This is a genomic window from Brevundimonas sp. GW821-FHT10A07 (assembly GCF_059415785.1).
In genome coordinates this window covers 287417-308689 of record NZ_JBWKNX010000002.1, presented here as the reverse complement: position 1 = coordinate 308689, position 21273 = coordinate 287417, and the positions used below count along the sequence as shown (strand labels likewise).

Below are 21273 nucleotides of genomic sequence, written 5' to 3'. Positions count from 1 at the left end.
TAGACCTCAGGAATGAGGGGTCCTTATTCGACGCCGATCACACCGCTAACGGGGTCCCTTTTCCACGCCGATCCACACCCGCGCCCGAAATCCATAACCCATGTAGTCGCGCGGAATGACGAGGTCCCGTCCTTCCGCTCGGCGTCCCCGAACGAGCACATGGGCATGGGGTTGATCGGTGTCGAAATGGCAGGTCGCCACCCATTTCAGATTCGGCTCTCCGAGATCCGCCGAGACCCGTCCCATGACCTCGCGAACATAGGATTTCATGTCGAGCCGCTCGCCGTGTTCAGGGGAGATAATGAAGCGGAAATGATGCCTGTCCTGGCTCCAGCCTTCCGTCTCGACGCCGGGCCGAACGCCATCGGCACTGCGATCGAAAAAGTCCGGTCGCTCACCCTCCACGCCGGCGCCCGGGCGTCCGAGATAAGACACATGTTTGGCCAGTGCGGCGGCCCGATCGGCGCCCTTGCCCATGTGTCGAGAGACCAGCGCCTTGACGATCACCTTCTGGCGAACGTCCAGTCTGAAGGCGCGGCCTGACCGGTTCTGCGCCGCCTTGAGCACCCCTGAACGATTGCCCAAAGCGAAGGCCCTGGAGCTCGCCAGACGCTTGAGCATACCGTTCTTGACGTTCATCCGCTCGGTCTTGAGGGACAACGGAAGGCCGAGGCGCACGGCGTCGGCGGCCCGGCCGGAGTCGGCCGAAACCCGCCCGTCTATCTCGTCGCGGATCAGCATTCGCAGTCCTCCAGAGCATGCAGCGAAGGCTCGAAGGACGACAACTCAAGACAAGTCGTCAATGATGCTCCGAGCTGCCGCTAAATATCGGACAGAATAGAAGAAACCGGCGCAGCCAAAAACACCCTTTTATCTTGCCCTCCGACCCTTTTTGCAGATTGTAATCCATCGAAATCACATGCCGACATACCCTATCAACAGCCATCATGATCGGTGACCGGAAGCGAGATACACACGCTGCACAGGCCGTCGATCGGATCGAGCCGCCGGATGACAAACAAAAACCCGCCCGGCCGAAGCCGAGCGGGTCGTTGATGCAGGGGTGATCTGTCAGGCTGCGCGCGCCTTGATGGAGACGTGCCGCAGCCCGGACTCCATCGCCTTCTGCCCGAGGTTGAGCGCAGGTCCGAACGGCCGCTGGTCCTCCCTCACGCCCGCAACCGAATGGACCAGGGTCAGGCAGACCTCCGGCTCGAGCGCGATCAGCTCGTCGTTCGCCCGGAAGGGAGCCGCCTTGCCGTGGGTGTCGAAATCCGCGCGGGCGAGGATCAGTTTCACCCCCTTCTGCTGGGCCCATTTGATCGCCAGCTTCTCGGACCCCTTCGCCCCGGTCGTCGCCAGGGCCATGTCGGGCCATTCCGACTTTGCCCAGTTCAGGGCGTCGAAGATCCGCCCGGCGTCCTCCGCGCTGTCGGCCGTCGGCGCGCCCCTGAAGGCGATGACCGGACCGCCCGGATCCGCGTCTCCCGATTTGCGATTGCGGATCGCCCGGATCGCCTGTTTCGCCTCCAGCTGCGCCGCCGTCAGATGTGTGCCGCGCCGCGATCCCCGCCAGGCCGTCCAGACCTCCCCGGTCGCGACCGTCCAGGTTTCGGAGGCCGCATCCCGGATCAGTTCGCAGGCCTGCGTCGCCGCATCGCCCGCCCTCGCCTTGGTCGTGGCTTCCTGGAGCTCGGTGTCGGCGGCTTCCGATCCGTCGAAGTCCCGGTCGAGCGATCGCATCGTATCGCGCGCCCGGTCCGCATCGCGTTCGATCCGCCCTGCCGCCGAATGGAAGGCGCCGATCAGGGCCTCTCCCAGGATGGTCTGGAAATCCTCCAGCGCGGTGTCAGAGATGACGTCGATCAGCTCGGTCATGAGCGCGCGCCCGAGTTGAACCAGGGCATCTTCGGTCGGAAGCGAACCTCCCTCGTCCAGGGAAGAGGACAGGTCGGCCAAGGCGGAGGATGAAGTGTTGAAACGGGTCATTGGAACATTCCTGGAGAATGTCGAGCGCCCCATGCGCAACGACCCCGGTTTTGGCCACAGCGGGGTCCCCGGCAGTCACCGGAGCGGAGGGCCGCTTGCCCTCCGTGGAGGGAATAAGGCGAAGCCGTTGACTTCCGGGGTGCTGTGACAAAATCGGAGGGCGTTGTGTGGGGGTAAGTCGTCGTCGCCCTTCGCGACGACGACACCACTCGGCGCCGTTGCGCCGATACGGAAGACAAGACAACGCTCTTCCCGTCCGTCGGCGTCGGCGAGCCGGCGGCGCTACGCGGTTGCGAACGTCTGAGGGCGCCGCAGGCAATAGTCCGATGCTCACTCACTGGCATGAGAGAAACCAGCGGTGCTAAATCAACCCGTCCTTCAAACGTCGGAGCCTGGTATGGAGAAGATCACCGTCGCCGTGCTGCGAACCCAAGGCGGATGGCGCGTCATGAAAGACGATCGGCAGATCGGTGAATATGACTTCCGTGTCGATGCGGAGGACGCCGGATTAAAGCTGACGCGGCAAATCCATCTCTCAGGCCGCGACGTGGAGCTTCTCGTGCAAACCGAGGGCTCCCACGACGTCACGCCGATGCGAGGCTGGGAGACGGTTCACTGAAGAGAGGACGGCCTGTCTACGGGCCCTTATTCTGCGGCGGAACCGGTCCAGCCGACGGGACGCCAGCCTGCCAAGAAAGGCCTCCATCGCCCCCTGAACGGGGCCGCTGATGTCACGCTTGCGGGCGTCCATGTCGAGGACATGCGCCGCCGATTTTTCCGGAGTTCCAGCCAGACTCAAGGCGCGCGCAGTCTTCAGCCGGTCCCATCCCAGATTCTGACTGGCGACGTTCATGCCAGCGGCACGAACTGCCATTGGGCTCTCATGCGGCCAGAGGCCGAACAGCGGGTCGCTCGATCTGGCGCACGGAGAAAAGACAAACGGCGACCTCGTCGAGGCCGCCGTTCAGATCGTCATGTCTCAGATCGCAGCACGGGCGTGGCCGATCTCAGTTGAGCCGCGCCAGCCGGTCGAGGGGGCGGGGAGTGTCCGCCGGCCGATAGGCGACGGCGGCATGCGAGGCACAGAAGGCGCCGCGCGTGACCGGCTGACCGCACAGACTGAAGTCAACGGCTCCGGGCTCACCGAAGGGCCAACGGCACTGGCAGCGCCGCACCGAGAGGACTGTAGCCAGGCCATGTTCAGTCGCGACGACGGGGCGAGCGTCGATCGGCCGATCCGGCAGGGACCTGGTCGGCGCGACGCGGGATGGCTTCGGACCGGCGTCAGGGCGTTTGGGCGGGCGGCCGGAACGGCCCGCCGACAGACCCATGCGATGGACCTTGCCGAGCACGGCGCTGCGCGTGATGCCATTGGCGAGATCGCGGGCGATCTGTTCGGCGGTCTGGCCCTCGAGCCAGAGTGTCTTCAGACGACCGATGCGGTCATCGGTCCAGGCAGAGGCGGTCATGAAAAGCTCCGAGGCTGACGAGCCCGATCGGCTCACCTCGCGCCGCCCTGCCTTTTCCTCCCCCACAAAAGGAAAGCGGCCCGACGCTCGCGCGCCGGGCCGCCGTCATTCGCTCGCCGTTTAGAACGGGATGTCGTCGTTCAGGTCGTAGCCACTGGCCGGCTCCTGGACTTGGCGGTCGGTGCCGCCCTCATCGCCGGCGCCGCCTTCCGCAGCTTCGCGCCGGTTCTTCAGGCGGATATCGCCGACGATCACGCGCATGTCGTAGTGTTCGACACCGTCCTTGCCGGTCCAGGTGTCGTTCTCGACATGACCCTGGATCACGACGCGGCTGCCTTTGCGGGCGAACGGGCCGATGTATTTCTCGGCCGTCGCCTCGTTGAAGCAGATGCAGTTGAAGCCGGTCGTGCGTTCGCCGGGCGTGCCGTCAGCCTTGCGGAAACGGGTGGTCTCGAGCACGCGGAAGCTTGCCCGCTTCTTGCCCGAGCCTTGAGCCGAGAGGACGGAGGGATTGGCTGTCAGATAGCCCTCGATGATCACGGTTTGCATGGTCAGTCTCCTGAGGATTGAATGTTGATAGGGGTCAGGCGGCGGCACTGTCGGCGGTGCTGTCCTGGGTGTCGCGGTCTTCGGCCCAGTCGAGGACGGTGAGCCGGTTGATGACCAGCTCCTTGGCCGTCCGCTCGGTCCCGTTCTTGGCCGCGTAGGCGGTATCGATGAAGGCGCCGATGACCACGGCCTCACACCCCTGCGCGAGGCCCCGGGCTATGACCTTCTCGTTGAGGCCTTTGGACCAGCTCACGCAGTTGACGCCGACCAGCCGATCCTTGCCGGCGTTGTCGACGCCGCGGCTTTCAAGCAGGCGAAACACCGCCTTGCCGAAGTCGTCGGTGATCTGGGGGTCGGCCGCCAATCGGCCGGTGAACATCACGTTTTGCATGTCAGTCTCCTGGATATCCGAAGCCGTCGGGGAGCCGATCTCCCCAATCCCGCTTCACCCGGAAACTCCCTTCCTCCGCTCCTTTGGACGGTGTTCGGTCGCGCACGCGATCCTGGGCCTCACCGACATTGCCGAACCCACAATGTGATCCTATATTGGATCATATTAGGAGGCTTGTTCGATGCCCGATCCCCAGTGGACTCTGCCCGAAGCGGCGTTCGTCCTTGATCAACCGCTCGACGCGATCAAACGCGACGTCAACCGCCGACCACTCAAGCCAGAGGCCTCAGGTCCGGCCAAGCGCGCTGTGCGATGCGTCGGCCTGACCGATCTCGTCTATCTCGACATGGTGGCCACCTATCGCCACACCCTGACGCCGTCCGCGCTCGACGACCTGTATGTCGCCGTGATCAAGGAGCCCGCGCAGTCCGCCAGCGTCTCTGTCGGGCCGCTCATCGTGCAGTTGAAGCGGCATCGGACAAATGTCGCGCAACGCCTGAAGGCGCTGGAGGCTGTGGATCGTGCCATCGAGATCAAACACGGCGCTCCCGTCGTGAGAGGCACCGACATCGAGGTCCATCGCCTGGCGGCGCTCTCGGCAGGCGGAGCCACCGATGAGGAGATCCTCGAGGACTACCCGTCACTGTCGCCCGCCAAGATCAAGGCGGCGACCGCTTATGCGCGCGCCCATCCCAAATCCGGTCGCCCTTATCCGGCGACGTCGGCGAAGCGCGCGATGCAGGGCGCCGACCTTGGCGGGCTCGAGCCGTTCATGCGGCCGAGGGGATGATCTATCTGCTCGACACCAACGTCGTCAGCCAGAGCAGCAAGCCCAAACCGTCCGCCAACATCCTGGCCTGGCTCCGGTCGGTCGATGACCACGAGCTCTGCATCAGCGCCATGACCGTCCGCGAGTTGCGATACGGAGCGGAGCGGGCGACAGCCGCCGACCATCCTGCCGCCGCGGCGATCACACAGGGCGTGGACGCGGTCATCGCCGCCTATGAGGGCCGCATCCTGCCCATCGACGAAGCCGTGGCCGCCGTCTGGGGCCGGATGCTGGCCGAGCGCGACAGCGACGAGGAGGATACCGCCCTGGCCGCGACCGCGCTGGTCCACGGTCTGACGCTCGTCACCGCCAATATCAAGGATGTGACGGGTCGCGGCGTCCCCCTTCTGAACCCGTCCCGGTCGCCGCCGAAGGCGACGCCGGCCTGACCCGCTCAGGCGGCCTGCCCGTCGAGGACTGTCTGAACCGGATGGCGGCGCAGCACCGCCTCCAACACGGTGGGCCGATCAACCGGGACGAAGACCCGAGGCGTGAAGGCGATGATCTCAACGAAACAGCCCGAGGCGACCAGGGCGTCGCGATCCGTCCGGCCTCCCACCACCTCGATGCGCCAGCGGTCCATGACGCGGGACCGCTTCAGCCACAGCCCACCCTCCAGCGATAGCTGGACGTTGCGGTCCAGGATCGTGGCGGCGGTTTTCGCGCCGTCCGCCCAGACCTCGGCGACGTCGGTCAGGCCCAGGCTCGTCTTCAGAGTTCGAGCCTGAACCTGGTCCAGAACCCGCCCCAGCCAGCGGCGTCCGTCTGGCGCCCGGACCCGGCGTACCGAGCAACCCCGCGCCGGCAACCGGCCCCAGATCGGCAAGAGCAATCCCGTGGCAAGCGTCAGCTCGCGCGTCCGCCAGGGGTCGGTCCCGGCGACCTCTTGGTCCCAGACCCGCCGCCAGGTCGAGACCTCCGCCGGCTTCCACGCCGACTCCCCGAACGTCTTCTCGGCCATCGTCTGGCGATCATCGGGCCGAACCAGCCGCACGGCGGTGATCAGGCGGTTCTCGTCCGTCGAGGTGGTCAGGCCCAGTTCCGCGATCGCGGCGCGGCCCGACTTCTCGTTGACGACCAACTGGTGCGCGACCTCCTGCGCCCAGGTCAGGGCGTCATCGGCAACGAGAATCTCGCGCCTTACCTTGAGCGAGAAGGTCACCAGAGCCGTCTCGGCCCCCGTCGACACATCGGTCCGGATCACTTCCTGATCCGTGACCTCGAGTTCCTCGGCCTCGATGTCCTCCAGCCCCCGGTCCAGGTCGCCCGAGGCGGCGGCTCGCTCGAGGATGCCGGACAGGATTCGGTCGAAGTCCGCGAACAAGGCGTTCTGGTCGGCGATGCGCAGCGCCAGAAGCCGGTTCAGGAAGGTATGGATCGGCGGCAGGTCGTCGGAGGGTTTGAGCCCGCCGTTGTCGTCGAGCAGCTTCAAGCTCGTCTTGGCCACGAAGGTCTCGAGCGTCATCGAGTCCAGCTCCCCGAAGGCTAGCGCGCCGTAGAAGACCAGCAATGCCCGGCGCGCCCAAGGGCTCTCCAGATTGTCCTCGGCGCGGAACAGGCCGGCTCCGGCGGTGCGCCGTTCGCCGCGCGTGAGCGCGCCCAGGGAGTCCAGCCGGCGCGCGATCGTCGAGGTGAACCGCTTCTCGCCCTGGATGTCGGTGGTGACCGGCCGGAACAACGGCGCGGATGCCTGATGCGTCCGGTGGGAGCGGCCGAGCCCCTGGATGGCGGCGTCGGCCCGCCAACCGGGCTCGACGAGATAGTGGACCCGCCGTTGCCGGTTCCCCGCCGACAGATCGGCATGGTAGCTGCGCCCCGTTCCCCCGGCGTCCGAGAAGATCAGCACCCGTTTGCGTGCGCTCATGAAGGCGTCGGTCTCAGCGCGCGCCGCCGAGGCTCCGCGCCGCTCCACAACACGACGACCGTCGCGCACCACGACCCGGCGCGACCGCCCGGTGATCTCGGCGACCGCGTCGGTCCCGAAGGCGTCCAGCACGGCGTCGAGCACGCCCGGCACAGCGGGCAGAAAGGCCATCTGCTCGATAAGGGCCTCGCGTCGGGCCAACGCCTCCTGACTGAGGGCGGGACGACCGTCGTCCATGACCGGGACCATGGTGACATTGCCGTCGCCGTCCTCGATCGCCTCCACGAGATGGACAGGGAAGGCCTCACGCAGATAGTCGAGAACATACTCGCGCGGCGTCAGGTCGATGGTGAGGTTGTTCCATTCCTCGGGTGGGATCGAGGACAGCCGCCGCTCCATCACCGCCTCATTGGTCGAGACGATCTGGACCACAGCCGATCGCTCCGAAGCGAGGTCGTCACGGATGGACGCAATCAGGCTGGGCGCCTTCAGGCCAGCCAGAAGGTGACCGAAGAAGCGCAGTTTAGCGCCCTCGAAGGCGGAGTGAACCGCCGAAGCCGCCATCGCGCTCTTGGGCTTGCCAGCGTCGTCGCTGAGACCGGTCGACTTCAGCGCCTCGGCCAGATTGGCGTGGATCAGCTGGAAGGCGTCGGCCCACTGGTCCCAGATGGCTATGTCGTCGGTCGTCAGCGGATGGACCAAGGGTTCGTACTCGACGCCCTCGAATGACAGCGATCGCGCCACATAGAGGCCGAGCGCCTTGAGCTCGCGCGCCACAAGCTCCATCGCCGCGACCCCGCCCCGGTCCATGGCGTCGAGGAAGTCGGCGCGGGACATGAAGGGCGCTTCCGGCCCGCCCCACAGGCCCAGCCGGGCGGCATAGGCGAGGTTCTCCGCCGTCGTCGCGCCGGTCGCCGAAACATAGAGGATGCGGGCGTTCGGCAGCCGGTTCTGCAGGGCAAGACCCGCCATGCCCTGCAGCGAGGCCTTCTTGGCCCCGCGCGCGCCCTTGCCGCCCCCGGCGGCGTTGGCCATGGCGTGGGCCTCGTCAAAGGCGATGACCCCGTCGAAGTCTTCGCCCAGCCATGCGACGACCTGGTCGAGGCGGGACTGGCGGGAGCCCCGTGCCGGCTGGCGAAGGGTCGCGTAGGTGGTGAACAGGATGCCGCGATCGAGCCTGACGCCGTCGCCCTGCTTCCAGCTCGACAGCGGCACGATGTCGTGGGTGCCCCCGCCGATGGCGCCCCAGTCGCGCCGGGCGTCCTCCAGCAGGGCATCATTGCGGGAAAGCCAGACCGCGCGCTCGCGCCCCTGGCTCATGTTGTCGGCGACGATGGCGGCGATCTGACGGCCCTTGCCGCAGCCGGTGCCGTCGCCAAGGAAGAATCCGCGTCGGAACGAAACGCCGTCCTCAGCACCATCGCGAACGAGCGCCACCTCATGGGCCGTCTCGCCCAGTCGGAACCTCCCGGGCAGGAAGGCCGCATGGGCCTCGCCGGCGTAGATCACCGTTTCCGTCTGGGCGTCGGAGATCCGGCCCTCGTCACGAACGGCCGGCGGCAACACCGGCCGGTAGGTCGGCGCGGGCGGCGCGACCGAGGCCATCGGGCCGGACTCGACCAGAGGCGAAGGGTGAGGCCGGGGATCAGGCAGGACGATCCGCGCCAGGGCATGCGCCTGATAGAGGCCGACGTCCCGGCCCTCGCCAGCCCAGGGCCGCGTCTCATAGGCCAGGGGTGTTGCTCCGGCCGGGAAGGCCAGTCGGCCTGCGGGAAGGGCGAGCCCGCGGTCGCGCGGCGCGAGGAAGGCGGCGGCGTTTAAAGTCAACCGCACGCGCGGACGGGCGGTGCCGCGATCCGGAAGGCTCGCGAGGATCCGGGCGGTCGCCTCCAGATCTTGGGGCTGATGAAGGAGGCCGTCCCAGACGGCTGTCCCGCCGCGATCCATGACCAGCAGGCCGGTCTCGACCGAGGTGCCGTGTTTGGCGAAAGCGCGCGCGGGAAACGCCACGGCGGCCACCATGACGCCTTGGCTTTCGAGCACCCGCCTGAGATCGGTGTCGGTAAGGGCGGTGAGAGGCACGATCGCCGCCATCCGGCCGCCGTCCGCCAGAACCTTGAGCGACGCGATAAGATGGGCCTGAAGATCCGAGAACGGCGGGTTGCAGACCACGACGTCAAACGACCCGGCGTCCTTGAGGAGGTCGGGCAGATGGCGGCCATCGTGCCGCCGGCGCGTCGCCTTGGCGAAAAGTCCGTCGAGGAGCGCCGCGCGCGTGGGCGCAAGCTCGTTCAACGTCAGGCTCGCCCCGCACGCTTCGGCCACCACAGCCAGCAATCCGGTCCCCGCAGACGGCTCGAGGACACGGTCCTCCGGTCGAACCTGCGCGGCCAGCACCGCGAGAGCGGCGAGTTGGGGCGGGGTGGAGAATTGGTCCAGCGCGACCTGTTCCTCGCTGCGCCGGCTGTGGGTCAGGCCAAGCGCTGAGACACCGGCGAGCAGAGCGGCGATTTCGGCCGGGGCGTCCTCGAGCCGGGCGATCTGCGGCGCGAGGCGGCGGATCTGAAGCACCGTCGCGGCCTCGATAGCGTCATAGGCGTCGCGCCAGGTCCAGCCGCCCTCGGCGTCGGACACCCCGAACGCGGTGGTCATGACATCGGCCACGAGGCGTCGATCCAGCGCGCGCGAGCGGGCCAGATGGATGGCCAATGCACGGGCGGCGGCCAGGATGTTGGCGGGGAGATTCCCGACGGCGAGGTCGGCGAACAGCGACAGGTTGCGGGTGGTGGACATTGAGAAGGCTCCGGTCGCCTGGAGCGGAGGGCTCCTCCCTCTCGGTCCTCCAGGCTCGCTTCGCCCCGCCCTCCCTTCGTCTCCCCGACAGTCGCGTCGACGTGCACGACGACAGAGAAACACCGCCCCGGCAGGTCGCCGGGGCGGTGTTTCAGGGTGCGGATAATCAGGCGGCGGCGACGTCCAGAGCCGCCTTGCCCGCCGGAGTGACGACGAAGGCGCCGGCCCCCTCGTCGTCCTCATCGACGCCATCGCCGGCGACCTGGTCCTCGATGTCCGGGGCATCCTGATCGGCGTCGATCGGAGCGGCCCAGGACAGGGCGGCCGGAGCCCAGGTCCGCTGCGCGGCCTGTTCGGCCACCCAGTCGACCAGCTCGGTCTTGCGGAGCGTCTTTGCCCGCTCGTCCTCGGCGCCCATGGTCCCCAGCATGCCGGTCAGCAGGGCTTTGGAGTGGGGCTGCAGGAAGGGGGCGTCGGGCGTCCAGTGGAGGGTGATGTCCGCGTGGCACAGCGCCGCCAGCTCCGCCGCCTCGGCCCGGGCGCTGCGGCGGATGGAGAAGGTCTTCTCCTCGCGAACATCGAGGCTGATGGCGGTCAGTTCCGCCAGCAGTCCCATCTTCTCGCCGTGGGGAAGGCCGTGGACCCAGGCAATGACGGTCTCGCCGGACGCTTCCCATGCTGTACGACGATCCTCGAGCCGTCGACGAATATCCCCATCCAGAGCCTCGATGACCCGGCTGTTGGCGGGATTGAATCCGCTCGCCGTGATGGCCAGGGCCGAGTCCGTTCGCATCACGTGAGCGCATCGCACAAGGACGGTGAACAGCCGCGCAATCAACGCTGTAAGCGCCGCCCCGGGATCGTCGGCCAGGGCACGGATAAGCCCTCGCGTCGCCACGTCGGTCCGCACGGCATGCAGGGCGTGGTTGACACCCTCGGTGTCCGGCTCCGGAGCGTCGACTTCCGGCGGGACATAGGTCGGTGGCGCCGAGGTCCGACGCGCGGCCTCCGGCGCGGCGTCCTGATCCTCTTCGTCGATCTCGGGTTCCTCCGGCGTGTAGCAGCGGATTTCGACGCCTGCCTCCGCGGCCGGCCACAGGACCATCGTGGTCACGACCCGGCCCCCGCATCCAGTCTGGTCTGATGCGATCTTGGCGTGGATCATGTCGACGATTGCCAGATCAGCGACGTCGGGGTGCTCGACGTCTGCCAGGGCGATGCGGGCCTTCTCGGTCCGGTCGTTGAACACCTCCCGCTGCGCCCGGTAGCGCGCCATCTCTTCGGCAGGGAGTGAACCGCCATACACATAGCCGAGCGCCTCAAGATCATCGGGAAGCTCTGGCTCCGGGCCGGCGGTCACGTGAACCGAGATCCCTTCGGCCTCGAACACGGCCGCGATCCCGCGTGCGCGATGGGTCCAGACGTCGGTCAGAATATCCGGGTCGAGCAGAACAGGAGGCAGTTCGCCGAACAGGTCGGTCTCGGTGCGGCCTCCGGCGTCGGCATAGGCCTGAGGATCGACCAGGGCGCAGCGGCGATCGCGCGTGGTGACCCGGCTGTCGTCGAGACGTTCGCTGACCCGCCATTCCTGGAACCCACGGCCGTCCAAGGTCATCTGGGCGAGGTCCTCCTGCTCCTGGCGATCCGGCAGTCGTGCCAGCAACCGGGTCTGGCGAAGGGTGATGCGGCCCGCCTTCAGCGCCACCAGAGCGGCGGGCGCGACGCCGGACAGGGCCGCCAATCGCTTGATCTCGATCTCGTCGTAGCCGAGCGCCCGCGCCATGGCGGTGATCGTCAGTTTCGACTTCAGCATTCGGCCGATGGCCGCGATGACGTCGGCCACATGGACGGGGACGGCGGTGTTGGTCAAAAGGACCGCCGCCGCCTGGCGCGCCGGATCGGTCTCGACATAGGTCCGGACCGGATAGTCCTCGTCGATTTCGCCGTCCTCCAGCAGGATCGCCAGCGCCAGACGACGACGACGACCGTCGAGGGCCATGAACGGCTGCTCCTTTTTGCCGCGACCGGGCCTGACGGTCACGGGCTGCAACTGACCGGCCGCTTTGAGGGTGGCGGCCAGGGTCGGAATATCGTCGTCGGGCGGTTCGCCATAGCGCAGGTTCTCTCGCGCGATGCCGAGATCCCCGAGGCGGACGATGCGTTCCACGGGCGTGAAGATGACGGCCGGGGTCGGGGTTTCAGAAGCAGGGGTTGTTGGGGTGATGACGGGAACGAGGTCGCTCATGAGGTCTCTCCTGCCGGGCGACGGGGCCCATCCCCGCCGCTCCGGCGCCCCTCAGCGCCCTCGCTCCCCCTTTTGCGACGCCGCCGCGACCGCGACCTCGTTCCAGTCGCCGAACGGCGGCTCGGGCCATGACACCTCGACATCAAGGCCATCGCGGACCAGGCGGCGGCGGAGCCGGGTCGCCGCCGCCTCACCGGCCTCGCCCCGATCAGCGGCGATCAGAACCCTGCGCACGCAGGCGGGCGGGCTCCAGACGGCGAGGTTGTTGGCGGCCGTGAGGGCCCAGCCGGGAAGACCGAAGCGGTCCATTGCGGACAAGGTCGTGACCACCCCTTCGCCCACCAGCATGTTTTCGGCCGCAGGCGAGAGGCGAACGGCCGCGCCGGGGGGCACCTGACCCACGGTCTTGCGAGCCAGGCGCAGACCGGCAGCGAGCAGCCCGTTGATCTCGAGATAGGTCAGTTCGACCGCCGTCAGACGATCGTCGGCGTCGCTGATCCGGGCGATCAGAGCCGGACGCACGCGCCCACCAATCTGATAGACCGACAGTGGCGCGCAGCGATGCAGGCGAAGATTGGAAGCGGCGGCTACGGCCATCACCGCGCGCCGCCGCAGATAGAGAGCGGCCGGACCGTGGGGCGGTCGCTCCGTCGTCGCGGTCCACAGACGCGATGCGGTCTCGACGCGAAAGCGCTGGTCCGGTCTCGGCGATGAGGACCGTCCGCGCCCGCCGCCGGTGAGCCGACCGGCGTCGTCGATGAAGCCTCGACCGCGAAGATCATCCCGGGCGGTTCGCCAATCGGCGCCGCCAAACCCATGGATGATCACTCGATCAGCGACCAGCATCAGCGAAACCGATCGGTCGGCCGTGCTGTGGCCCGGGGCGGGGATGCTCGCACGCGAGCCCCCGGCATAGAGGTCGCCGCCCAGGGCGGCGACGATGGCGTGAAGAGTCATGGTCGCCTCAGATCAGGCCGAGCTGTTTGAAGCTCGCCGTGCCCTGGCGGCCGATGACGAGATGGTCGTGGACCTGCAGGCCGAAGACGCGCGCAGCATCGATGATCTGCCGCGTCATCTCGATATCGGCCTGTGACGGCGCCGGGTCGCCGGACGGATGATTGTGGACGAGGATCAGCGCCGACGCCGAGAGTTCTATCGCCCGCCGGATGACTTCCCGTGGATAGACGGGCGCGTGATCGACCGTGCCTTCAGCGCGGAATTCGTCCCGGAGCAGTATGTTCTTCTTGTCGAGATACAGGGTGCGGAACTGCTCTCTCGGTTCATGGGCCAGGGCCGAGCGGACATAGGCCACCAAGGCGGACCACGACGACAGGACGGGGCGGCGGCAGGCCTCCGACCGGGCCAGTCGCACGCTCAGGCGGCCCAACATCTTGAGGTCCGTGATCGTGGTCGCGTCGAGCCGAGCGGCCCGCGCGAGTTCCGGTGGATCCGCCGCGACAACCGAGGCGACCGAGCCGAACGCCGCCAGCAGGGTATTTACAGCCTGCGCGATGTCACGCTCGGGCATGGTGCGCGCCATCAACAGGGAAAGAAGGGTGGCGTCGTCCATCTCCTGCTCGAGGCCGCGCGACGGCGCGAACCGGTCTGCCGATCGTCGATCGGAAAGGCCGGAGATTGATGAGGGCAAGGGTCGCATCGCGGGGTTCCTGGGCTGCTCGCCCCGGATCGGGGCGGTCGCCCCCGCCCTCCCTTTTTTCTCCGTCGGCCGTTGGCGAAGCGCTGCGAGGGCGTCAGTCTGCACGCATGAAATGGCTCCTGATCCTTGCAGGCCTGTGGCTGGCCCCCGCGGTCGCCCACGCCGATCCGTGCGAAGGCCGGTTGCCCGACCGCGCGGGCGCGAGTTTCTCCGGTGTGGTTCGCTACATCGGAGACGGCGACAGCCTCTGTCTCGGACCGAGTGCAGATCCCGCGACCTGGATCGAGGTGCGGCTTTCGGATTTCAATGCACCCGAACTTCACAGTCCAACCGGCCGCGCAGACCGCGAACGACTGTCTCGCCTGGTCCGCGGCCGGGTGCTGGCCTGCGTTGCCGAGCGCGGCCGCAACGGCAGGGTGATCGTCTATGACAGGGTCATCGCCTCTTGCCGCCTGAATGGCCGAAGGGTTGGCGACCTGCTGCGCGCGGCCGGCGGCAGCGAGGGTGGAAACTAGGAGCCGAAGCCCTTGCGGTGCGCCTGCTCGAGCCTGTCCACCCCCGCCTGACCTGACGCTCCTCCTCGCCGGTGGACAGCGCCCGGCGCCCGACAGTCCGGCCCGTGAGGAGGTCAGGTCGAATGTACGCCTACTCTGGATGAAGAGCGGTCACCTCCGCGACCGGCCCCTTCACCGTCACGTCGAACTGGACCCGGTCTCCGACCTTCGCCTTTTGAAGGATGGTCGGAGACGCGGTGAAGGCCATGGTCATCGCAGGCCAGTTCACGCCGGGGATCGGCCCGTGATCGATTGTCACCGTTCCTGCCGCAGGATCGACAGCCGTGATGGCCCCCGTACCTGAACCAGACATCTCGCCCGAGGCCGCCATCGGCATCCCCGACATGTCGCCGGTTGCCGCAGGAGCGGCAGCCGCCGGTTCGACGGGCGCGGGTTCAGTCTTCTGACCGCAGGCGGCCAAGGCGAGCGCCAGACCGGCGGAGAGGATAAGAATGGGCTTCATGGAAAACTCCTGTTTTGAAGCGGGGATGAAACTCTTCGCCGACGTCGGAGAAGGAGGTAGCCAGCCGGGATCACCAGCATGGAAAGCAAGGGGGCCGTGAGCATCCCGCCGATGACCGGGGCGGCGATGCGGCTCATGATTTCGGAGCCCGCGCCGTGGCCGATGAGGATCGGAAATAGCCCGGCCAGAATGACCGCCACGGTCATGGCCTTGGGGCGAACGCGCAACAGGGCGCCTTCGCGAACGGCGACATCGACCTGATCGGGATCTGGCGAAGGTCCTCGGTCGGCCAGCGCGTGCTTGAGGTAGATTAGCATCACCACCCCGAACTCGGCGGACAGGCCAGCCAGGGCGATGAAGCCGACGCCGGTCGCGACGGACTGATGATACCCGAGAAGATAGAGCATCCACACGCCGCCGGTCAGGGCGAACGGCAGGGTGGCCATGATCAGGAGCGCCTCGTCGAAACGACCGAAGGTCAGGTAAAGCAGAATGAAGATGATCACGAGCGTGGCCGGGACCACGATCTTCAGACGCTCCGCCGCGCGTTGCAGATATTCGAACTGCCCCGAATAGGCGATCGTGACACCCGGGCTCGTACGCACGTCCCTGACGACCGCCTTTTGCAGGTCGGTCACGACCGAGGCCATGTCCCGGCCTCGCACATCGACATAAACCCAGGTGGACGGACGGCCGTTCTCCGACTTCAGCATGGGCGGCCCGTCCGCGATGGTCAGGCGTGCGACGGTCCCCAGGGTGATTTGCTGGCCTGACGGCGTCAGGACCGGCAGTGCGCGCAACTCGTCCAGACTGTCGCGCAGCTCACGGGGATAACGGACGCTGATCGGATAGCGGGCGAGGCCTTCGACCGTCTGTCCGATGGTCTCCCCGCCGACGGCGCCGGACACGATCGACTGGACATCGGCGATGTTGAGCCCGTATCGCCCGGCGGCCTGCCGGTCGATATCGATGTCGACATAGCGTCCGCCGGTCAGACGCTCCGCCAAGGCGGAGGTCACGCCCGGCACCGTCTTGGCGACCTCGGCGACCTGCGCCGCAATCCGATCGATCTCGGCCAGGTCCGCGCCGGAGACCTTGACCCCGACAGGGCTCTTGATGCCGGTCGCCAGCATGTCGATCCGGTTTCGGATCGGCGAGACCCAGAGGTTGGCCAGCCCCGGCGCCCTCACGACCCGGTCCAGTTCCTCGACGAGTTTCTCCGGCGTCATGCCCGGCCGCCACTGATCGCGTGGCTTGAACTGGATCGTAGTCTCGAACATTTCCAAAGGCGCCGGATCGGTCGCGGTCTCCGCCCGTCCCGCCTTTCCGAACACCGTCGCCACCTCGGGAACGGATTTGATCATCCGGTCGGTCTGCTGGAGCAGTTCGCTGGCCTTGGCGATGGACAGCCCCGGCAGTGCGGACGGCATATAGAGAAGGTCGCCTTCGTCCATCGGCGGCATGAACTCCCCGCCGAGTTGGCTCAGCGGCCAGGCGGTGGTGGCGAACATCAGGGCGGCGATCACCAGCGTGGCCTTCGGCCGTTCGAGCACCCAATCGAGCGGTCCCCGATAGATCCGCGTCAGCACCCGATTGATCGGATTGCTCTGTTCCGCGGGGATCCGACCGCGGATCAGATACCCCATCAGGACCGGAACGAGGGTGATCGAAAGGATCGCCGCCGCCGCCATCGCATAGCTCTTGGTGAAGGCCAGCGGCGCGAACAACCGGCCTTCCTGGGCCTGAAGCGTGAAGACGGGGATGAAGGACAGGGTGATGATGACCAGGCTGAGGAACAGAGCCGGTCCGACCTCGACGGCCGCCCCGGTGATCACGGTCCAGCGGGTCTCGCCTTCCAGCTTCCGGTCGGGGTGGTCATGCTCCCACCGCTCGATGTGTTTGTGGGCGTTCTCGATCATCACAACCGCCGCATCCACCATCGCGCCGATGGCGATGGCGATGCCGCCCAGCGACATGATGTTGGCGTTCACCCCTTGGACCTTCATCAGAAGGAGGGCCGCCAGCACGCCCAAGGGCAGGGTCAGAATGGCGACCAAGGCCGAACGACCGTGCCAGAGGAAGAGGCCGCAGACGAGGGCGACGATCAGAAACTCTTCGAGCAACTTGATCGACAGGTTGGAAACGGCCCGGTCGATCAGCTGAGACCGGTCATAGGTGGTGACGACCTCCATTCCGGCGGGCAACCCGGCCTTCAGGGTCTCCAGCTTTTCGCGCACCGCCTTGATGGTCGCCCGCGCGTTCTCGCCCGAGCGCAGGATGACCACACCGCCGGCCACCTCGCCTTGCCCGTTCAGTTCGGCGATGCTGCGTCGCATCTCCGGGCCGATCTGGACGGTCGCGACATCGCCCAGCGATACCGTGACGCCCCCGGCCGCCGTGCGGATGGGAACGGCGCGGAAGTCGTCGAGCGTCGTCAGATAGCCGTCCGCCCGAACGATATACTCCGCCTCAGCCAGTTCCAGGACCGAGCCGCCAGCCTCGCCGTTTGCCCGCTGGATCGCCTCGACGACCTGGTCCTGCCGCACGCCGAAGGCCGCCAGTTTATTGGGATCGAGCACGACCTGATACTGACGCACCATCCCGCCGATCGCCGCGACTTCCGACACGCCCGGTACGGTCTTGAGTTCGTAGCGCAGGAACCAATCCTGGAGGCTTCGAAGCTGCGCCAGATCATGACGGCCGGTCCGGTCCACCAGGGCGTATTCATAGATCCAGCCCACCCCGGTCGCGTCGGGGCCGAGCGCCGGACGCGCGCTGTCGGGCAGTCGGGACTGAACCTGGCTGAGATATTCCAGCACGCGGGACCGAGCCCAGTAGAGGTCGGTCCCGTCCTTGAACAGGACATAGACATAGCTGTCGCCGAAGAAGGAATAGCCGCGCACCGTCCTTGCGCCCGGCACCGAGAGCATGGTGGTCGCCAACGGATAGGTGACCTGGTTCTCGACGATCTGCGGAGCCTGCCCGGGATAGGAGGTGCGGATGATGACCTGGACATCGGACAGGTCCGGCAGGGCATCGACGGGCGTGCTTCTCAGGGCCCAGAGGCCGGCGGCCAGGAGGGCCAGCGCCGCCATCAGAACCAGAAACCGCCCCTTGACCGAGGCCCGGATGATGGCGGCGATCACGGCTTCGCTCCCATCGGGGCCATAGGCGTCGGGGACGCAGAGGCGCCCCCGATGGGGCGGGCCTCGACACCCGAAAGACTGGCCTCGGAATCGATCAGGAACTGACCCGAGGCGACGATGCGCTCGCCGACGGATAGCCCCGCCAGGACTTCGGTCTGTCCGCCCGCCTCGCGGCCGACGCGGACTTGAGCCGGCTGATAGCGACCGTCGGCCAGGGCCAGCATGACCACGTCTCTTGTTCCAGTGCGGATCACGGCCTCGGACGGAACCAGCAGCGCCGGCCCAGCCCCCCCGCCGAAGACGATCTGGCCATACATGCCGGGACGCAGACGCCCGCCCCGGTTCGGCATCTCGACGCGGCCGGTCAGGGTTCGGCTGTCGCCGGACACCTCCGGCAACAGCGCGGTCAGGCGGCCCGTGAACCGCTCGGAGGGAAACGCGGACAGCCGGGCCTCGACGGCCTGACCGATCCGAATCTGGCCCGCCAGCGCTTCCGGGATCGCCGCATTGAGCCAGACGGTCGAGAGACCGCTGACCTCGGTCAGGGTCATGCCCTGGGTCACCGTCATGCCGGATCGCACAGACAGGGTGCGAATGGCCCCGGCGATCGGACTGGTGACGGTGATGACGGTCCGAGGGCGGCCGCTCCGTTCCACCGAGGTGATCAGGGCGTCCGACATGCCCAGCAGAAGGAGCCTCTGGCGCGCCGCCTGGATCAGGGCCGCCTCGCCCGTTCGACGGACCGCCAGATATTCGCCCTGGGCGCCGCCCCAGCTCGGGATCAACAGATCGGCCAGGGGCGCGCCCGCCACGAGAACATCACCGGGCGCACGGTTGTAGACACGCTGAACGAAACCGTCGGCTCGCGCTTGGACCACGGCGACATCGCGCTGATTGAAATCAACCACCGCCGTCGCCGCCAGATCGCCGCCGAGCGTGCCCATCTGCGCCACCGCGAACCGCATCCCAAGGTTCTGGGTCAGGGCCGGGTCGATCCGGACGCCGGCGGCCGCGCCCGCCGGGGCGCCTTCGTCCGCATATTTGGCGACCAGCGCCATGTTCATGAATGGCGATTGCCCCGGCTTGTCGAATTTCTGGTCCGGATACATCGGGTCGTAATAGTAGAGCACCCGACGCCCTGCCTCGCTCGCCGCCGAAGGGGCATCCTGACCGCCCTGTCGGCCCAGGAAGACGCCGGCGCCGACCCCGATTCCGACCAGGGCCAGCGCGCCAACAGTGACACCGAGCCGATTGCTGCGAAGATCGATCATTGGTCGCCCCCATAGGTCAGGCTGATTTCGGCGGCGTGACGGGTCACGACCGCCTCCTTGTCGAGGACATCCAATCGGGCCTCGGCCACGGCGGTGAAGGTTTGGATGACGTCGTTCAGTCCGACCCGTCCTGCCGCATAGGCTGCGGTTTCCAGGTCGGATTGCTGCAGGGCGAGCGGCAGGATGACGTCGCGCGCCCGCGTCCACTGAGCATGATCCGTGGCGTGCTGGGCGAGGTCTCCCTCCAGATCCGCCTGCAACTGGCGACGTTTGCCTTCGCGCTCGACGGTCACGCGCGCCGCATCGGCTGACCGGGCGGCGATCAGCGGTTGCTGACGCTCCCGTTGAAACAGAGGCAGGCTGACGCTGGCGCCAACCGAAAGCATGTCCCCGAAACGCGGGTCGCGTCGCTGGTAGCTGGCCTGAAGCGACCAGTCGGGTCGGCTGCCGGCGCGCGCCAGGTCCAGTTCCGCCTGGGCCCGCCGATCCCGCGCGCCATAGGCCCTGAGTTCGGGCAGATCGTCGAGACCTGCGCGCAAGATCACCGGCCACGGGGCGTCAGAGGGCGGCAAGCCTTCGATGCTGGGATCGACGTCGCCCGTCCATCGGGTCAGGACAGCGCGCGCCGACTGGCGTTGCGCCACCAGTTCGCTGCGACGATCGTCAAGAGCGGCTTTCATACGAACCACCTCCAGGGCCGTAGCGGGCCGATCAGCGCCCGACGCCACGCCGGACGGAACCGTGTCCCAGAGCGGTTCGAGGGTTGCGAGGATATCCTCCAGCACAGCCAGCTTGCGATCGGCGTAATAGAGATCGATCCAGGCCAGACCGGCGGCGATCCTGACCTCCCTGAGCGCCACGGCGCTGTCGGAAACCGCCACGCCGACGGCGGATTCCGCGAGGCGACGTTCGGCGCGACGGCGCGCCCGGCTGGGAAGATCCTGTTCGATCCCAACCCGCAGCGCGGTGAAATCGTCATCGCCGAATTGTCCGGCGAAGGGGCCGCTGACAGGAAACCCATCGAGGCCGAAGGCCAGGCGAGGATCGGGCAGTTGCCCTGCTGCAACCACCGACGCCTCGGCGGCTTCGACGCCCAGGGCGGCCGCGCGCAAGTCGGGAGCATCAGAGGCCGCGCGGTTTAGCGCGGCCTCGAACGTCAGGGGCTCGGCCTGAACCGGAACCGCCCCAGCGGAGGCGATTATGGCAAGGGCCGAAACCAGACCGAGCGCCCGCATTACATCGCGCCGTGCTGGGCGACAGCGACGCAGGATGAGATCGCTTGCGAGCCATTCGGGCACGACCGCATTGAGGGAGCGTTGCGCGAGATCCTCACGTCGCCGGATGCGACGTCGCCACGATGGACGCAGAGGATCCGACGAAAGACGTCGTGCGGGGCGGACGACGGTGGGCCGACTTGGCGAACGCAGTCGCCGTGAGAGGCGGATTGAGCATTTGCGGCGGCAGGCAAGGTGACGAGGGCGAGCGAAGCCGCGAAAGCGACTCCCGCCAGATAGCGGATAGACATGGAATTTCCTTCGAAAACAGAGGGCTTGGCCGATCGGCGCGTGCCCGAGAAAGCAGGACGTTTCGCAGGAGCGGACAGGGGTGTGCGCGAGCAGCACACGCAGCCAAAAGCTCAGGCGTGAAAGGTCAGGCTTGCTGTTTCGGAGGGGAATAAAGGGGCGGCGGGCTATGGCCGGTGCGCGTCTCGTGGACGGGCGCAAACACCATGGGGCGCGGGGCGATCACATGGCTTAGGACGAAGGGAGGAACGATCGGAGGCGCGAAGGTCGTACAACCCATCTTGGCCATGCAGTCGCCGGTCATTCCCTTGCTGCAATCGCCCATCTTGCCGGACATGCCGTCGGCCATCTGCATAGCCTCGGAGCAGCCAGGCATGGACGAGGCCAGTTCCTGGTTCTGAAAAACCTGGACCGGTGTCGCATGCGCGCTGGTCTGGCCGATGAAACCGGCAAGCGCCAAAGCGACCAGGAGGGTGCGGATCAGGTTCCACATGCACCGCGATCAAGGCGCGAACTGACTTCATAAGTCA

The 21273-nt window shown here is 67.3% G+C and carries 18 protein-coding genes; 4 read left to right on the top strand and 14 right to left on the bottom strand.

Features of this window, described 5'->3' with window-relative positions:
* Nucleotides 1-45: 45 nt before the first annotated feature.
* A complete protein-coding gene (locus AC07NC_RS02935) occupies nucleotides 46-741 on the bottom strand; it encodes a hypothetical protein (protein WP_494568518.1) in 696 nt (231 codons plus the stop codon).
* A 330-nt stretch (nucleotides 742-1071) separates the two neighbouring features.
* On the bottom strand, nucleotides 1072-1989 hold the full coding sequence (locus AC07NC_RS02930; RefSeq protein WP_287928213.1) for a DUF2493 domain-containing protein: 918 nt from the start codon (nucleotides 1987-1989) through the stop codon (nucleotides 1072-1074).
* A 397-nt stretch (nucleotides 1990-2386) separates the two neighbouring features.
* Between AC07NC_RS02930 and AC07NC_RS02925 the strand changes: the two genes are divergently transcribed.
* Nucleotides 2387-2608, top strand: a complete 222-nt coding sequence (locus tag AC07NC_RS02925; RefSeq protein WP_035305764.1) for a hypothetical protein — start codon at nucleotides 2387-2389, stop codon at nucleotides 2606-2608.
* A gap of 388 nt (nucleotides 2609-2996) precedes the next feature.
* Here the strand turns inward: AC07NC_RS02925 and AC07NC_RS02920 are convergent, their stop codons facing one another.
* From AC07NC_RS02920 to AC07NC_RS02910, 3 genes are all read right to left on the bottom strand, one after another.
* A complete protein-coding gene (locus tag AC07NC_RS02920; protein WP_494568517.1) occupies nucleotides 2997-3458 on the bottom strand; it encodes a GcrA family cell cycle regulator in 462 nt (153 codons plus the stop codon).
* 120 nt (nucleotides 3459-3578) lie between these two features.
* Nucleotides 3579-4007: a single-stranded DNA-binding protein gene (locus AC07NC_RS02915; protein WP_494568516.1), complete on the bottom strand. Its 429-nt coding sequence runs from the start codon at nucleotides 4005-4007 to the stop codon at nucleotides 3579-3581.
* Between the two features lie 34 nt (nucleotides 4008-4041).
* Nucleotides 4042-4398, bottom strand: coding sequence for a single-stranded DNA-binding protein (locus AC07NC_RS02910; RefSeq protein ID WP_494568515.1), 357 nt, complete (start codon nucleotides 4396-4398; stop codon nucleotides 4042-4044).
* A gap of 181 nt (nucleotides 4399-4579) precedes the next feature.
* Here AC07NC_RS02910 and AC07NC_RS02905 point away from each other — a divergent pair, with 181 nt between their 5' ends.
* Nucleotides 4580-5188 carry a DUF433 domain-containing protein gene (locus AC07NC_RS02905; RefSeq protein WP_494568514.1) on the top strand — a complete coding sequence of 203 codons (609 nt, stop codon included), beginning with the start codon at nucleotides 4580-4582 and terminating at the stop codon, nucleotides 5186-5188.
* Nucleotides 5185-5616: a type II toxin-antitoxin system VapC family toxin gene (locus AC07NC_RS02900; RefSeq protein ID WP_494568513.1), complete on the top strand. Its 432-nt coding sequence runs from the start codon at nucleotides 5185-5187 to the stop codon at nucleotides 5614-5616. Before AC07NC_RS02905 ends, AC07NC_RS02900 begins: the two co-directional genes overlap by 4 nt.
* 5 nt (nucleotides 5617-5621) lie before the next feature.
* Here AC07NC_RS02900 and AC07NC_RS02895 read toward each other — a convergent pair whose 3' ends face one another.
* The 4 genes from AC07NC_RS02895 to radC form a co-directional block, all read right to left on the bottom strand.
* On the bottom strand, nucleotides 5622-9884 hold the full coding sequence (locus AC07NC_RS02895; protein ID WP_494568512.1) for a strawberry notch-like NTP hydrolase domain-containing protein: 4263 nt from the start codon (nucleotides 9882-9884) through the stop codon (nucleotides 5622-5624).
* Between the two features lie 166 nt (nucleotides 9885-10050).
* Nucleotides 10051-12129, bottom strand: a complete 2079-nt coding sequence (locus AC07NC_RS02890) for a ParB/RepB/Spo0J family partition protein (protein ID WP_494568511.1) — start codon at nucleotides 12127-12129, stop codon at nucleotides 10051-10053.
* 51 nt (nucleotides 12130-12180) lie between these two features.
* Nucleotides 12181-13086, bottom strand: a complete 906-nt coding sequence (locus AC07NC_RS02885) for a toprim domain-containing protein (protein WP_494568510.1) — start codon at nucleotides 13084-13086, stop codon at nucleotides 12181-12183.
* A 7-nt stretch (nucleotides 13087-13093) separates the two neighbouring features.
* Nucleotides 13094-13699: a RadC family protein gene (radC, locus tag AC07NC_RS02880; RefSeq protein WP_494568509.1), complete on the bottom strand. Its 606-nt coding sequence runs from the start codon at nucleotides 13697-13699 to the stop codon at nucleotides 13094-13096.
* A 194-nt stretch (nucleotides 13700-13893) separates the two neighbouring features.
* Here radC and AC07NC_RS02875 point away from each other — a divergent pair, with 194 nt between their 5' ends.
* Complete coding sequence (locus AC07NC_RS02875; RefSeq protein ID WP_428061344.1) at nucleotides 13894-14301, top strand: thermonuclease family protein; 408 nt, start codon at nucleotides 13894-13896, stop codon at nucleotides 14299-14301.
* 130 nt (nucleotides 14302-14431) lie between these two features.
* Here the strand turns inward: AC07NC_RS02875 and AC07NC_RS02870 are convergent, their stop codons facing one another.
* From AC07NC_RS02870 to AC07NC_RS02850, 5 genes are all read right to left on the bottom strand, one after another.
* The gene (locus AC07NC_RS02870; RefSeq protein WP_428061342.1) at nucleotides 14432-14803 is read right to left on the bottom strand and encodes a copper-binding protein; all 372 of its coding nucleotides are present in this window, start codon (nucleotides 14801-14803) and stop codon (nucleotides 14432-14434) included.
* Nucleotides 14800-17949, bottom strand: coding sequence for an efflux RND transporter permease subunit (locus AC07NC_RS02865; RefSeq protein ID WP_428061340.1), 3150 nt, complete (start codon nucleotides 17947-17949; stop codon nucleotides 14800-14802). Before AC07NC_RS02865 ends, AC07NC_RS02870 begins: the two co-directional genes overlap by 4 nt.
* Nucleotides 17946-19220, bottom strand: a complete 1275-nt coding sequence (locus AC07NC_RS02860; protein ID WP_419755909.1) for an efflux RND transporter periplasmic adaptor subunit — start codon at nucleotides 19218-19220, stop codon at nucleotides 17946-17948. The genes AC07NC_RS02865 and AC07NC_RS02860 overlap by 4 nt, the downstream gene beginning before the upstream one ends.
* Nucleotides 19217-20455, bottom strand: a complete 1239-nt coding sequence (locus tag AC07NC_RS02855; protein ID WP_494568508.1) for a TolC family protein — start codon at nucleotides 20453-20455, stop codon at nucleotides 19217-19219. The genes AC07NC_RS02860 and AC07NC_RS02855 overlap by 4 nt, the downstream gene beginning before the upstream one ends.
* Nucleotides 20456-20870: 415 nt before the next feature.
* Nucleotides 20871-21236 (bottom strand): hypothetical protein, encoded by a 366-nt coding sequence (locus AC07NC_RS02850; RefSeq protein WP_419755911.1) that lies wholly within the window; start codon nucleotides 21234-21236, stop codon nucleotides 20871-20873.
* Nucleotides 21237-21273: the final 37 nt, after the last annotated feature.

What these genes read in the sequence shown, in the direction of transcription:
- AC07NC_RS02910 (WP_494568515.1), bottom strand. Translation starts at nt 4,398, where the DNA reads ATGCAAAACGTGATGTTCACCGGCCGATTGGCGGCCGACCCCCAGATC.
- AC07NC_RS02855 (WP_494568508.1), bottom strand. Translation starts at nt 20,455, where the DNA reads ATGCGGGCGCTCGGTCTGGTTTCGGCCCTTGCCATAATCGCCTCCGCT.
- AC07NC_RS02900 (WP_494568513.1), top strand. Translation starts at nt 5,185, where the DNA reads ATGATCTATCTGCTCGACACCAACGTCGTCAGCCAGAGCAGCAAGCCC.
- AC07NC_RS02920 (WP_494568517.1), bottom strand. Translation starts at nt 3,458, where the DNA reads ATGACCGCCTCTGCCTGGACCGATGACCGCATCGGTCGTCTGAAGACA.
- AC07NC_RS02905 (WP_494568514.1), top strand. Translation starts at nt 4,580, where the DNA reads ATGCCCGATCCCCAGTGGACTCTGCCCGAAGCGGCGTTCGTCCTTGAT.
- AC07NC_RS02895 (WP_494568512.1), bottom strand. Translation starts at nt 9,884, where the DNA reads ATGTCCACCACCCGCAACCTGTCGCTGTTCGCCGACCTCGCCGTCGGG.
- AC07NC_RS02915 (WP_494568516.1), bottom strand. Translation starts at nt 4,007, where the DNA reads ATGCAAACCGTGATCATCGAGGGCTATCTGACAGCCAATCCCTCCGTC.
- AC07NC_RS02875 (WP_428061344.1), top strand. Translation starts at nt 13,894, where the DNA reads ATGAAATGGCTCCTGATCCTTGCAGGCCTGTGGCTGGCCCCCGCGGTC.
- AC07NC_RS02930 (WP_287928213.1), bottom strand. Translation starts at nt 1,989, where the DNA reads ATGACCCGTTTCAACACTTCATCCTCCGCCTTGGCCGACCTGTCCTCT.
- radC (WP_494568509.1), bottom strand. Translation starts at nt 13,699, where the DNA reads ATGGACGACGCCACCCTTCTTTCCCTGTTGATGGCGCGCACCATGCCC.
- AC07NC_RS02850 (WP_419755911.1), bottom strand. Translation starts at nt 21,236, where the DNA reads ATGTGGAACCTGATCCGCACCCTCCTGGTCGCTTTGGCGCTTGCCGGT.
- AC07NC_RS02870 (WP_428061342.1), bottom strand. Translation starts at nt 14,803, where the DNA reads ATGAAGCCCATTCTTATCCTCTCCGCCGGTCTGGCGCTCGCCTTGGCC.
- AC07NC_RS02925 (WP_035305764.1), top strand. Translation starts at nt 2,387, where the DNA reads ATGGAGAAGATCACCGTCGCCGTGCTGCGAACCCAAGGCGGATGGCGC.
- AC07NC_RS02885 (WP_494568510.1), bottom strand. Translation starts at nt 13,086, where the DNA reads ATGACTCTTCACGCCATCGTCGCCGCCCTGGGCGGCGACCTCTATGCC.
- AC07NC_RS02890 (WP_494568511.1), bottom strand. Translation starts at nt 12,129, where the DNA reads ATGAGCGACCTCGTTCCCGTCATCACCCCAACAACCCCTGCTTCTGAA.
- AC07NC_RS02860 (WP_419755909.1), bottom strand. Translation starts at nt 19,220, where the DNA reads ATGATCGATCTTCGCAGCAATCGGCTCGGTGTCACTGTTGGCGCGCTG.
- AC07NC_RS02935 (WP_494568518.1), bottom strand. Translation starts at nt 741, where the DNA reads ATGCTGATCCGCGACGAGATAGACGGGCGGGTTTCGGCCGACTCCGGC.